General features: G+C 60.2%; 13 protein-coding genes and 1 pseudogene. 5 read left to right on the top strand and 9 right to left on the bottom strand.

What is annotated here, in order from left to right; all coding sequences use genetic code 11:
• Positions 1–69: 69 nt before the first annotated feature.
• Positions 70–1,113: a flagellar motor protein MotA gene (locus HB780_RS21295; RefSeq protein ID WP_183696176.1), complete on the top strand. Its 1,044-nt coding sequence runs from the start codon at positions 70–72 to the stop codon at positions 1,111–1,113.
• A 3-nt stretch (positions 1,114–1,116) separates the two neighbouring features.
• Positions 1,117–2,148: a peptidoglycan -binding protein gene (locus tag HB780_RS21290; RefSeq protein ID WP_183696172.1), complete on the top strand. Its 1,032-nt coding sequence runs from the start codon at positions 1,117–1,119 to the stop codon at positions 2,146–2,148.
• 3 nt (positions 2,149–2,151) lie between these two features.
• Here the strand turns inward: HB780_RS21290 and HB780_RS21285 are convergent, their stop codons facing one another.
• The 4 genes from HB780_RS21285 to HB780_RS21270 all read right to left on the bottom strand — a co-directional run bounded on the left by HB780_RS21285 (position 2,152) and on the right by HB780_RS21270 (position 6,116).
• Positions 2,152–3,399 carry an RNA polymerase sigma factor gene (locus HB780_RS21285; RefSeq protein WP_183696169.1) on the bottom strand — a complete coding sequence of 416 codons (1,248 nt, stop codon included), beginning with the start codon at positions 3,397–3,399 and terminating at the stop codon, positions 2,152–2,154.
• Between the two features lie 7 nt (positions 3,400–3,406).
• Positions 3,407–3,745 (bottom strand): YciI family protein, encoded by a 339-nt coding sequence (locus HB780_RS21280; protein WP_183696166.1) that lies wholly within the window; start codon positions 3,743–3,745, stop codon positions 3,407–3,409.
• 253 nt (positions 3,746–3,998) lie between these two features.
• A complete protein-coding gene (locus tag HB780_RS21275) occupies positions 3,999–4,187 on the bottom strand; it encodes a YegP family protein (protein ID WP_183696164.1) in 189 nt (62 codons plus the stop codon).
• Positions 4,188–4,295: 108 nt separating this feature from the next.
• Positions 4,296–6,116 (bottom strand): ABC transporter transmembrane domain-containing protein, encoded by a 1,821-nt coding sequence (locus HB780_RS21270; protein WP_435693914.1) that lies wholly within the window; start codon positions 6,114–6,116, stop codon positions 4,296–4,298.
• Between the two features lie 174 nt (positions 6,117–6,290).
• Here HB780_RS21270 and rpmE point away from each other — a divergent pair.
• A pseudogene (gene rpmE, locus HB780_RS21265) lies at positions 6,291–6,511 on the top strand (50S ribosomal protein L31).
• Positions 6,512–6,628: 117 nt separating this feature from the next.
• Here rpmE and HB780_RS21260 read toward each other — a convergent pair.
• The gene (locus tag HB780_RS21260; protein ID WP_353622965.1) at positions 6,629–7,270 is read right to left on the bottom strand and encodes a glutathione binding-like protein; all 642 of its coding nucleotides are present in this window, start codon (positions 7,268–7,270) and stop codon (positions 6,629–6,631) included.
• Positions 7,271–7,409: 139 nt separating this feature from the next.
• Here HB780_RS21260 and HB780_RS21255 point away from each other — a divergent pair, with 139 nt between their 5' ends.
• Positions 7,410–7,733 (top strand): winged helix-turn-helix transcriptional regulator, encoded by a 324-nt coding sequence (locus HB780_RS21255; protein ID WP_183696158.1) that lies wholly within the window; start codon positions 7,410–7,412, stop codon positions 7,731–7,733.
• 100 nt (positions 7,734–7,833) lie between these two features.
• On the opposite strand, the gene rcdA is transcribed toward HB780_RS21255, so the two are convergent.
• The 3 genes from rcdA to HB780_RS21240 form a co-directional block, all read right to left on the bottom strand.
• Entirely contained in the window at positions 7,834–8,346 is a 513-nt protein-coding gene (rcdA, locus tag HB780_RS21250; RefSeq protein ID WP_047456926.1) for a protease adaptor protein RcdA, read from the bottom strand.
• A gap of 426 nt (positions 8,347–8,772) precedes the next feature.
• Complete coding sequence (locus HB780_RS21245; RefSeq protein ID WP_183696156.1) at positions 8,773–8,964, bottom strand: DUF1192 domain-containing protein; 192 nt, start codon at positions 8,962–8,964, stop codon at positions 8,773–8,775.
• Positions 8,965–9,095: 131 nt separating this feature from the next.
• Positions 9,096–10,370, bottom strand: a complete 1,275-nt coding sequence (locus tag HB780_RS21240) for an MFS transporter (RefSeq protein ID WP_183696153.1) — start codon at positions 10,368–10,370, stop codon at positions 9,096–9,098.
• 225 nt (positions 10,371–10,595) lie between these two features.
• On the opposite strand from HB780_RS21240, the gene HB780_RS21235 reads away from it, so the two are divergent.
• Positions 10,596–10,757, top strand: coding sequence for a hypothetical protein (locus tag HB780_RS21235; RefSeq protein ID WP_007701280.1), 162 nt, complete (start codon positions 10,596–10,598; stop codon positions 10,755–10,757).
• A 50-nt stretch (positions 10,758–10,807) separates the two neighbouring features.
• Here the strand turns inward: HB780_RS21235 and HB780_RS21230 are convergent, their stop codons facing one another.
• Positions 10,808–11,725, bottom strand: a complete 918-nt coding sequence (locus tag HB780_RS21230; protein ID WP_183696151.1) for a PhzF family phenazine biosynthesis protein — start codon at positions 11,723–11,725, stop codon at positions 10,808–10,810.
• Between the last annotated feature and the right edge of the window lie 455 nt (positions 11,726–12,180).

The following is a 12,180-nucleotide window of genomic DNA, read 5'->3' as shown; positions in this document are numbered from 1 at the left end:
CCGTCTCTTCAATTCGGCTCAATGTTGCTCTAGTCTCCGCCTGCGGAAACTCCGGAGGCTGAGCGTGCAATGGAAAATGTGAACCTGGGGGATATGGGGTCGACCGACAATGCGTCGGGCGGATATACCTACAAGCTCTCCAGCCCAATGGCCTTCTTCTGGACGATGATCCTGTTTCTGGTCATCGTCGGCTTTATCGTGGCAATCCTGTTTCGTCAGGCCCAAGTCGCCTTCATGCACAATCCCGGCCTTAACGGTCTGATTCTCGGTGTATTGGCCGTCGGCATCCTGCTGGTCTTCAACCATGTGCTGATGCTGCGGCCGGAAGTCCGCTGGTTCAATCACTTCCGCGCGGTTGGCAATGCCGACAAGGTCGGTCGCAATCCCCGGCTTCTGGCGCCGATGCGGGCGCTGATCGGCAACCGCCGCGGCATGCAGCTTTCGACGGCGACGCTGCGCTCTATCCTCGATTCCATCGCCACCCGCCTTGACGAGTCGCGCGACACCTCGCGCTATCTCATCGGCCTGCTGGTCTTCCTCGGCCTGCTCGGCACTTTCTGGGGCCTGATCGGCACGATCGGTTCCATCAACGATGTCATCCAGAGCCTCGATGTCGGCTCGGGCGATAGCAGCGATATTCTCGGTTCGCTGAAGTCCGGCCTGTCCGGGCCGCTGGTCGGCATGGGCACAGCGTTCTCGTCTTCGCTGCTTGGTCTTTCCGGCTCGCTGATCCTCGGCTTTCTCGACCTGCAGGCCGGTCGTGCGCAGAACCGCTTTTATACCGAGCTGGAAAACTGGCTCTCCTCCGTCACCGATGTCGGTTCCGATCACGGTCCGGTCATCGACGGCACCAACGGCGCATCCTCCGAGGATGTGCGCGCGCTTTCGGACTATCTGCGCAAGATCGCCGACGAGGGCGGTGGCCAGCGTTCGGTGACGGCCATGGCAAACCTTGCCGAAGGCATCCAGGGCCTGGTCAAGAACATGCGTAACGAGCAGCAGATGCTGCGTGACTGGATCGAAGCGCAGCAGGAGGAGGCGAAATCGATGCGTCGCACGCTCGATCGCCTTGCCGACCGCATCAGCCATACCGAGAAGACCGGGAGCAAGTAAGCCATGGCGCTCGCGCGAAACCGCCGCCACCAGCGAACGGTCGATTATTGGCCAGGCTTCGTCGATGCGCTGTCCACGCTGTTGATGGCGATCATGTTCCTGCTGACGGTGTTCGTCCTCGGCCAGTTCATCCTCAGTCGCGAAATCTCCGGCCGAGACGCGGCGCTCAATAGGCTTAACAGCCGCATCAATGATCTGGTGGAGCAACTGGCGCTGGAGAAGAACGGCAAGGAGGATCTGGAGGATTCGGTTGCCAATCTGCAAGCATCGCTGTCGTTGGCAGAGGGCGAGCGCTCGCGCCTGCAGGCGCTGCTTAGCGCCGGCTCCGGCAATAGCCAGGTGTCCCAGCAGCAAGTCGGTACGCTATCGCAGCAGCTTGACGAGCAGAAGCAGTCAAGTGCGCGCGCGCTCAGCCAGGTTGAGCTCCTCAATCAGCAGATTGCAGCACTTCGCAGCCAGATCGCCGCTGTCGAGGCCGCGTTGCAGGCTTCGGAGAGCAAGGATCAGTCATCGCAGGTGAAGATCGCCGATCTCGGCCGGCGGCTGAATGTGGCGCTGGCGCAGCGGGTGCAGGAGCTCAACCGCTATCGCTCCGACTTCTTCGGGCGCCTGCGCGAAATCCTCTCCGACCGCGACAATATCCGCATCGTCGGCGATCGCTTCGTCTTCCAGTCCGAAGTGCTGTTCCCCTCCGGCGCTGCCGATCTCAATCCGGCCGGCCAGACGGAGATGGGGAAACTCGCCGCCGCGTTGGTCGATCTTTCCAAGGAAATTCCCCCGGAGATCAACTGGGTGCTGCGTGTCGACGGGCATACGGACAATGTGCCGCTTTCGGGTAATGGCCGCTATCCGGATAATTGGGCGCTGTCGTCTGCCCGTGCCATCGCCGTCGTCAAATTCCTCATTTCGCAGGGCGTTCCCGCCGACCGGCTCGTCGCCGCCGGCTTTGGCGAGTTCCAGCCGATCGCACCCGGCGACACGCCGGAGGCGCGTGCTACCAATCGGCGTATTGAGCTGAAGCTGACGGAGAAGTAGTCGTCAGTTCTTGTCGGCCTGAACGGCGTCGAGGCGAGTCTGGAGAAACTCCCGCACGGAGGGACTGTCGCTGAGGCCAATCGCGGTGCGATAGGCTACGACAGCGCTTTCCGTTTCTCCGGCTTCAGCAAGCAGATGAGCACGGACGGCCCAATGGGGCTGGTAGGTGGCGATATCGCGTTCGGCCATCTGGTTCAAATGGTGCAACCCTGCGGTCGCGCCCTGTGCTCGGCCGATGACGGCTGCCCGGCTGACGCGGGCGCCGGTGGTTGGGGTCATCAGGACGAGTGCGTCATAAAGCATTGCGAGTGCGGCCCAGTCGGTGCCGCCGGAGCGGTGGCGTTCGGTGTGGACGGACTGGATTGCCGCCTGGCATTGGAACGGGCCGAAGCGGTCGAAAGCGCCTGCCTGCCGCAGCAGATTGTCGGCTTCGGCGATCATGATAGCATTCCAGCGTGCGGTATCCTGTTCGTCGAGCGGCACATAGCGGCCCTCGGCATTCCGGCGAGCGCTGCGGCGGGCCTCGCAATAGAGCATCAAGGACAGCAGGCCTGCCGTCTCTGGCTCCTCTGGTAGGGTGGCAAGCAGGGCGCGGCCGAGCCAGATGGCTTCGTCTGCCAGCGAGCCGTGCTTTCCGTCTTCACCGTCGAGCCCGTCCCAGCCGAGGCCATAGGCGGCATAGATTGCCGACAGCACACCCGCCAGTCGTCCCGGCAGCATGGAGCGATCGGGAACGGTAAAAGGGATGTGCGCCTCGCGGATCTTGGTCTTTGCCCGCACCAGCCGCTGGCTCATGGTTTCGGGCGAGACGATAAAGGCTCGGGCGATGGTTTTGGCGTCGATGCCGAGGACCGTCTGCAGCATCAGCGGCGTGTGCACGGAGCGGTCGATAGCGGGATGGGTGCAAGTGAACAACAGCTTCAGCCGCTCGTCGGGGAAGGCTGGGCCATCCGCATTCATGCGTTCCTCCGCTTCCTCGAATGCCATGGTGACCGTATCGCGGGCGGCGGTTTTGACTTTCGCATGTCTTGCCGCGCGATAAAGGTTACGCCGCGCGGCGACCATCAGCCAGGCTTCGGGATTGTCCGGGATACCCCGCTCCGGCCAGCTATCCAGCGCGGCGGCGAGTGCCTCGGAGAGTGCATCCTCCGCTGACGGCACGTCGCCCGAACGTGCCGCGAGAAAGGCGATCAGCTTGCCATAGGATTGACGCGCCACCCGTTCGGTAGCGCGTCCAACGTCGGGGTTCATGGTCGTCTCACATGTGCAGGAGCGGCCGTATCTCGACGGAGCCCTGCTGAGAAACCGGCACACGCACGGCCCATTCCAGGGCCGTGTCGAGATCCGGCACGTCGATTAGGTAGAAGCCGCCGAGTTGCTCCTTGCCCTCCGGGAAGGGGCCGTCCTGCACATCATGATCGTCACCACGGTGGCGGATGAGCGTTGCGGTTTCCGGCGCGGTCAGTCCGGCGCCTCCGGTCATGATGCCGGCCTGGATCAGCGCCTGCGTATAGGCGATCCAGCCGTTTTTGTAGGTGGGATCCTCGCGCCGCTTAAAATCCTCGGCCGATTCACGGATGATCAAGGCGTATTGCATGGGAAACTCCTGCTCGCTGTGTTGACGGTTTTCCGGGCTGGATGCTGCATCTAAGGAGCAAATCTCAAGATACGCAACGCCGCCGGTGAAGCGGCTTCATGCCGTTCCGATACAATGAGCCGCGAGCCGGGTCGATTTCGACAGATTGGAGCGAATTTTCCGAAGTATTTCCGACGGTCAAACAAAAACGGCCGGCACACCAAAAGGCGGCCAGCCGTGGACGATTGTTGTAGCAGGCGCTCGACGTGAAGTCTTAAGCGGTGGCTGTGGTCTGGTCGTCGATGACGGCGCCGCCGACATGGGACTTGATCGATTCGATAGCGTGCAGGGCCGAAGCCTTCGCCTTGTAGCCTTCGGAGCCAAACATGGTTTCGCCGTTCGAGGCCTTGAACCGGAATCGGAATTCGCCAGCCTTATCCTTATAGACTTCAAATTTATACATCGTTCCCGTCTCCTAGAATCGCATCAGTGCGAGATAACGTTGGAAATCTAGCGCAACTTCAAAGTCATTTCCACCTGTTGCATTCGCAATGACTTGATCAATCTGTCGTTATTTCACAACGAGCATGCGATCGTCGACGCCGGCGTCGAATTGCAGCCGCGCCAGCTTGGCGTAGATGCCGCCGTGATGGATGAGGCTCTGGTGCGTGCCTTCCTCGACAATGCGGCCCTGATCGAGCACCAGGATGCGGTCGGCCTTGAGCACGGTCGCCAGGCGATGAGCGATGACGAGGGTGGTGCGCGTTTCCATCAGGCCGTCCAGCGCCTTTTGCACCAGCGTCTCGCTTTCGGCATCGAGCGCGGAGGTCGCTTCGTCGAGCAGCAGGATCGGCGCATTCTTCAGGATGGCGCGGGCAATGGCGATGCGCTGGCGCTGGCCGCCGGAAAGAGTGATGCCGCGCTCGCCGACCTGTGTGTCGTAACCCTCGTCGAGGCGCGCGATGAACTCATCCGCCTGTGCGGCGATCGCGGCGGCGCGCACTTCGTCACGCAAAGCGCCGGGGCGGCCGAAGGCGATGTTGTTGTGGATCGTCGCGGCGAAGATCGTCGTGTCCTGCGGCACAATGGCGATGCGGTCGCGCAAGGCTTCGGGCGAGACGCGGCGGGCGTCGATGCCGTCGATGGCGATGCTGCCTTGTTGCGGATCGTAGAAGCGCAGGAGCAGCGAGAAGATGGTGCTCTTGCCGGCGCCCGAGGGGCCGACGATCGCCACCGTCTCACCCGGTTTGACGGACAGCGACAGGCCATGCAGCGCCGATCTGCCGGGCCGCGACGGATAGGAGAAATGCACGTCCGAGAAGTCGACGCGGCCCTGCGGTGGCTGGGGTAGGGGGAGTGGATCGGAGGGGGCGGCGATCGGCGATACCTCCGCCATAAGCTCGCCCAGGCGATCTGCCGCGCCCGCTGCCTGTGACAGTTCGCCCCAGACTTCCGACAGCGAACCGAGCGAGGTGCCGGCGATGACGGAATAGAGCAGGAATTGGCCAAGCGTTCCGGCCGACATCGTGCCGGCGAGTACGTTCTCCGCACCGACCCAGAGCACGGCGACGATGCTGCCGAAGATCATCGTGATGGCAAAGCCGGTGAGCAGCGAGCGGGACTTGATCGCGGCGCGCGCGGCCTGAAAGGCGTCTTCCACCGAAGCGCCATAGCGCTCTGCTGCGGCTGTCTCGCCATTGAAAGCCTGAATGGTGCGGCTGGCGGCGATGGTTTCGTTGGCGTAAGCCGATGCATGGGCCAGCGTATCTTGTGCTGCGCGCGAGCGCTTGCGAACCGAACGGCCGAAGCTGACGAGCGGCAGCACGATGACCGGGATGGCGATCAGCACGATGCTCGACAGTTTCGGGCTGGTGACGATCATCATCCCCACGGCGCCGAAACAGAGAATAAGATTGCGCAGCGCCACAGACGCCGTCGCGCCGACGGCTGATTTGATCTGCGTCGTGTCGGCCGTCAGTCGCGAGACGATCTCGCCGGACTGGTTGACGTCGAAGAAGGAGGGCGAGAGCCGCGTTACATGGTCGAAGACCTCGCGGCGCATATCCGAGACGATGCGCTCGCCGATGGTGATGACGAAATAGTAGCGCATTGCGCTTGCCACCGCGAGAACGACGGCCATGATCATCATCGCGACGAAATAGCTGTTGATGAGACCGCGGTCGGCCTGATCGAAGCCGTGGTCGATCATGCGCCTGACGGCCAGCGGCAGGGCGAGCGAGGTGACGGCGGCAGCCACCAGCGCGACGATAGCGCCCATGACCATGCCGCGATAGCGTTTGAGATAGGGCGTCAGCCGCCCGAGGGGACGGATGGATCCGCGTTTTTTGTCGTCTGTCTGGCCAGTCTCTGACAAGTCGTCTCCAATCCCCATATCAGCAAGGGGCTTCGCTTTTTCGGCCCTTGTTATCCTTGCCGCCTTCATGTATAGGCACGCCATCTCAATTGGAAGCCGTAGCCTAATCGGACTGCGGCTTCATTTATTCAATCGGTTCGGTTGCCGCAATGGCTTGCGACAAATGGACCCTGGCATGACAGGAAGATTGTTATGAAGGCCAACATCCATCCCGACTACCACACGATCAAGGTAGTCATGACTGACGGCACCGAATACGAAACCCGCTCGACCTGGGGTTCTGAAGGCGCCACCATGAATCTCGAAATCGACAGCAAGTCGCATCCGGCTTGGACGGGCGGCAATCAGCAGCTCATGGACGCGGTGGCCGCGTTTCCAAGTTCAACAAGCGCTTCGGCAGCCTCGGCGTCTAATCGCTTCGCGATACGACGTTTTGACAAGAGCCCGGTTTTACCGGGCTTTTTTGTTGTCTTGTTGTCAGGGTATGGCGCCAGATGAACGACGGCACACCGTTGCCGTGAGTTGCAGTTCTATTCCAGTCCCTCTTCCCGAAGCGCCTTCCTGACCGAATCGCGTTCACGCACGCGGCCATACCAGGCCTTGAGATTGTCCAGTTGATCGAAATGGATGCCTGCCTTGTAGTAGGACTTCAACCAGTCTGCCTGGCCCCAGCCGGTGAGCGCGAACAGGTAGGCGTCGGCCACGCTGAAGGTATCGCGCATGAGAAAGTCGCGACCGGCAAGCCGCTCGTCTATCCAGGCATAGCGCTTCTCAAGTTTTGGCGTCGCGGTCTCCACATATTTGCCTGCCAGCCTCGCGTAGAGAAGCGGGATGAAGCCCTTGTGAATCTCCGATGCCAGGAAATTGAGCCACTCCTGCAGGCGGTAGCGCTCCATCGTGCCGTTTGGCGGAGCCAGGCCTCGTTCCGGCTTGAGATCGGCCAGATACTGCACGATCACCGGCCCCTCGTGCAGCCTCGTTCCATCGTCGAGCTCGAGGACCGGAACATAGCCAAGGGGATTGATGTCGTAGTAGTCGCCACCGCCTTCGATCGTATGCTTGCTGTGATCGATTTTGAGCAACGTCACATCGAGACCAAGCTCATTGATGACGATATGGGGGAAAGGGAGCAACTGGCGGGCATGTAATAAAGCTTCACTTGCAATCTCCATGGCGGATTTTGATTGCCTGCCTTCACGTTGAAAGGCGGCTTTGGGCCATGTAGTCGAAGTGGTATGGAAAAGTAAGAAGGCACTAGTTTGACATCTAGGTACATAAAATATACCTACGTGCGGCCTGGAGGTGTGTTCTATGAGAAAAAATGTAAGCGGCTGTTCCGTCGAGGAAGCAATGCACCTGTTAGGCGGGCGCTGGCGCCTGCTTCTGGTGTCCTATCTGGTTGATGGTCCGAAGCGCTTCAACGAACTCCGGCGCGATGTGCCGGGGATCTCCCAGAGGATGCTGACCTTGGACCTCCGCGCCCTTGAAGAGGCTGGTCTGGTGCTGCGCACCGTCTATCCCACAGTGCCGGTCAAGGTGGAGTATGCGCTGACGGAGGATGGCAAGCGATTGAAGTATGTCGTCGCCGTTATCCAGGAATTCGGACTTTGGCTGAAGCAGCGCGACGCGGCTTGAGGCACGCGGATAATTTTCCATTTGCCGATCACCGGCAAAACAAAACCGGCCGCGCAAGACACGACCGGTTCAATTCGTCCGCAATAGGATGCTTTGTCGGTTATTCCCCGAAAGCTGTCTGCAGCAGAGTGAGCTGCGCCTTGACGCTGTTCTGGTTGTCCGGAACGATCTGGGGTTCCGTCGGGCGGTAGATTTCGCGGTCGAGCAGGGCGACGCGGTTCTGAAGGCGCAGCGAGCGTTCGACGAGGTCGCGGAAGGCTTCCGGCAGGTCGTTCCAGCCGGGCGCGTTGCGGTCGACGTTGAAGCCGTCGAGGCGAACCTTGTTCTTTTCGGCCAGCACCTGATCGCGCGACATTTCGCCATTGTTGACGGCGCGCTGCAGCAGCAGCCAGGAGGCCATCTGCATCAGGCGGGTGGTGAGCCGCATGGATTCGGCAGCGTAGAGTACGGAGGCCATGCGCGGCAGAACCTTGGAGGCGGTGCGGCCGTTGCCATCGAGATAGCCGGCGGTTTCCTCGACCAGCGACATGCCTTCGGAGTACAGCATCCTGAACTGTGCCGACGACGCTGCATGGCCAGCAAAGCTGATCGTGTTCAAACCAAGTTCTGACATCGAAGAAATCCCTGCTTCACGCAACACTTTTGTTCAGGAAAGACCGGGCAAGTCCAGAAGGACTCTCGGCATCCGTTCTTATGACTTCAAGATGATGATTTTAACTGAAATCCGCAAGACGATTCTTAAGAAAGGGTTAATCTCCACAGTTTCGTCGAAAGCCCTGCGGTACAGGGAAAAAGAAGAGCCGCAAAAGCGGCTCTCAAGGTAAAACAGGGAGAAAAATCAGACCAATTCGACAAGTGGAGGAACTGTCTGAAGTCCAGAGCAAATCTGGATGATGTAGTAATATGTCGTAAAGCTTAATATTCCGTTGAACACGCCCATCCGTCTGTCTCGAGCGCGCAGGTTTTGCGCCGATGGCGGGCTATTGTTTTCGCGCAACTCCGGACGGAAAACCGCTGCGCACTTTCCCTTAGAATTGCACTAGAAACGGAAGAGGTTTTCAGCGGCTTTCCGGCCGGATGCCTTGACTACGATCTCGTCTTCCAGGCGAGCGATCTCCGCTTGCAGTAACGCGACGCGGTTCTTCAGCTCATCGACGGAGAGCATCGAAAGATCACTGCCGATCTCGTGGGCGGACGGCTGCTTCGGTTGGTCGTTGTCGAAAATGCTCATCTCGGCTCCTCTTTGCCGCCAGAGCGCCGCGCGTTCATCTGAACGCGCAAAGGTCGCTCTAGTCTTTTGAATCTGGAGCATCTTGTCCGCTTTCAGACGACATCGCCTGAAAGCGGAATGCTCCAGTGGGCTTAGGTGCCGTAATTTACAGTGTTATCGTCCTTATTTGAAGCCTCGCTGCGTGCCAGCGACATGCTCTCCGGCGTGATCATCTGTGCGTTTGCCGACGGCATGGTTGTGTAGGCGTCGCGATCACCCGCCGGCTTTGCCGCGCGCTGCCGACTGCGAAAGACCGCATAGGCCGTAATCAGCACATGCGCGACAGCGGTGACGAAGAACAGTGCGTAGGGGCCGACGGTCGACATGACCGGGCCGCCGAGCGTCGGGCCGATGATCGTGCCGATGCCGTAGAGCAGCAGCAGGCCGCCGGAGACCTTGACGTATTCCTCCGGCGCGGCGAAGTCGTTGGCATGGGCGACGGCGATCGGGTAGAGCGTGTTGGCGACAGCGCCATAGATTATCACCATGGCAATCAGGAAATGCGGATTGCCCGGCTTTATCAGGAAGAGCAGCAGGCCGTCGAGCGCGGCAATGGCGGCCATGCCGGCCAGCACATAGCGGCGATCGATGCGGTCCGAAAGGCGTCCGGCCGGAAACTGCATCACGGCGCCGGCAAAGATGGTCGAGCTCATCATCACCGCGATATTGCTATCGGAGAGGCCGGCATTGGCACCGAAGACGGCGCCAAGCGTGCCATAGGCACCGTTGGCGATGCCGACCAGCAAGATGCCGAGGGAGGCGACCGGCGAATTACGATAGAGCGCCTTCAGGTCAAGGCTGACGGTTTTCAGCGGTTGTGGCGACGCGGCGGTCGACAATGTCGTCGGCAACATGGCGACGCAGTAGCAAATGCCGCAGACCATGAAGAGGATCGGCGTATGGATGTCGGCGAAGGGGACCATCATCTGGCCGGCGACGGCGCCGATCAGGGTAATGCCGATATAGAGCGAGAAAATCGCGCCACGGCTCTCATTGGTGGCGCGCTCGTTGAGCCAGCTTTCGATGATCATCGAGGTGCCGGCGGTGCAGAAGCCGGTAATGGCGCGCAAGGCCACCCACCAGACGGGATCGACGACGATGCCGGTCAGAAGCGCGATAATGGCGATGACGGCGACGAAGCCGGAGAAGGCGCGAACATGGCCGATGCGTCGGACGAGCTTCGGCGCCGTCAGGCAGCCGAGCACGAAGCCGGTGGCCCAGGTCGTGCCCAGCAGGCCGAGCGTCGTCGTGGCATAGCCTTCGGCGGTGCCGCGTACCGGCAGCAACAGGCCGTGCAGGCCATTTCCCGTGAATAGGAAGAGCGTGCCGAAAAGCAGGGCGAGAACGGGCAGGATATTTCTTTTCATGTCCCTACTTTCATGCGGCTCCGCTTAAAGAACCGATAAGGCAGGAACCATGTCCCGCCAGTTTTCGCTATTGATTGTGCCCCGGATTGCCGCTATCGGCGTGTAGAAACAGTCTGTTGGCGCGGAAAGATGTCCGTCCTATGACGATTAGAGCATGATCGCGAAAACTGCGCAGTGGTTTTTGAAGGGGTCTTGCTCACTCTTGCTCAAACGGGGAAAAATACCGTGACAAAAGTGATCGCGGTGCTGCTGATGCTGGCCATGGCGGTACAGATCATCAAGCCGCTCGGGCTGCCCGGCCTCAAGCGGCGTGTTGATTTCTGGAAGATCGCCATTATCGCCTTTGCGGTCTGGACGATCGCGCTGATCATCAACGAGACGTTTTAGCGCAGCACCTCAAAAGCCGGCTGGGATCTTCGCAAAGGCTTATCCGCAGGTCATAATGCGACTTCGCCTCGCATGACGCTGACGCAATGGCCGGAGAGGAAGACGTCGGTGACGATCCCCCCGGATTTCCTGACATCGACGCCGATCAGGCTACGCCGGCCCATTTCCACGCCCTGTTCGATGGTGATCTGCGTCTCGATGTCGCCTTCGGGCAGCAGTGAAGTGAGATAGGCGCCGAGGGCCGCCGAGGCGCTGCCGGTGGCCGGATCTTCGGTGACGTTATCGAGCGGTGCGAACATGCGGGCGCGGATATGCCAAGGCTTTTCAGTCGTGCGGGTATAGAGGAACAGCGAAAAGCCGGTCTTGTCTTCCTTGTGAAGAGCTGCTGCTTCCGCAAAGATGGCGGCGTTCGGGCGTGCCTTGCCGAGCGTTTCGAGACTATCCAATTCCGCGAAGGCAAACGCCAAACCGACGGAGGCGAAGGTCGGGGCATGTGTCGTGTGTCGAATGGATGCGGGATCGACCTGGATGCAGCGGGCAATAAGGTCGTCGGCGATGGTGTCGCCGAGTTGCAGTTCCCCCGGTGCTCGTATTTTCGCGCCGCTGACGTCGTTGCCGGTGCGAAGAAGCTGAACATCCACCAGCCCGGCCTTCTCCTCGAAGATCAGCCTGTCGCCAGGTGCTTTTCCGAAGATCTCCGCCTGCTGGCCGAGCACGAAGGCCGTGCCGACATTGGGATGCCCGGCGAAGGGGATTTCCTTGGTCGGCGTGAAGATACGGACACGCGCAGTATTGTCCGGATTTTCGGCCGGCAGCACGAAGGTCGTTTCCGAATAGTTGAACTCGGTCGCGATCTTCTGCATCGCCTCATCGCTCAGGCCGCGCGCATCGGGAATGACGGCCAGCGGATTACCGGCGAAACGCTCGGAGGTGAAAACGTCGGTGGTGACGTAGGCGGCGGTATTCATGGGTGGCTCCTGCCAGTTCGGATAGGTTTGCAGGATTTAGCCGCTGGATGTCTGTGGCTGGAAGCTAGAACTTGTGCTGGTGACAACTTCAACCTCCAGGTAAGTGGCTGGAGAGGCTTATGCGGAATTATGTAGCAAACGCCACCAGTCTGCTTGCCGTTCGTGAGCATCGGTCAGTGGCGGCTTCGCGCCGGAAGTGCGGTTGGTATCGTCCAATGGCGAGAACCGATGCGATCCTTGCGCGTTTTTTCTGCCCAATCAGCAGGAACGAGCAAACCGATCGAGACGGAGCGACTGAATTGACCAAGCTTATTGGAGCTTTTATACAATAGCTTTTGCGAAACCTCGGGTTGACCAAAAATAATCATTTTAAATCAATGAGGTTCTCCTGGATGGTGCCAAGTCAGGAAAGCGGAACCGGATTGGTGAAACGACGCGGCGCGGCTGTATGCAGC

The organism is Rhizobium lusitanum, assembly GCF_014189535.1.
GTDB lineage: Bacteria > Pseudomonadota > Alphaproteobacteria > Rhizobiales > Rhizobiaceae > Rhizobium > Rhizobium lusitanum_C.
The sequence above is the reverse complement of the archived record's forward strand: the minus strand, read 5'-3'. Positions and strand labels throughout refer to the sequence as shown.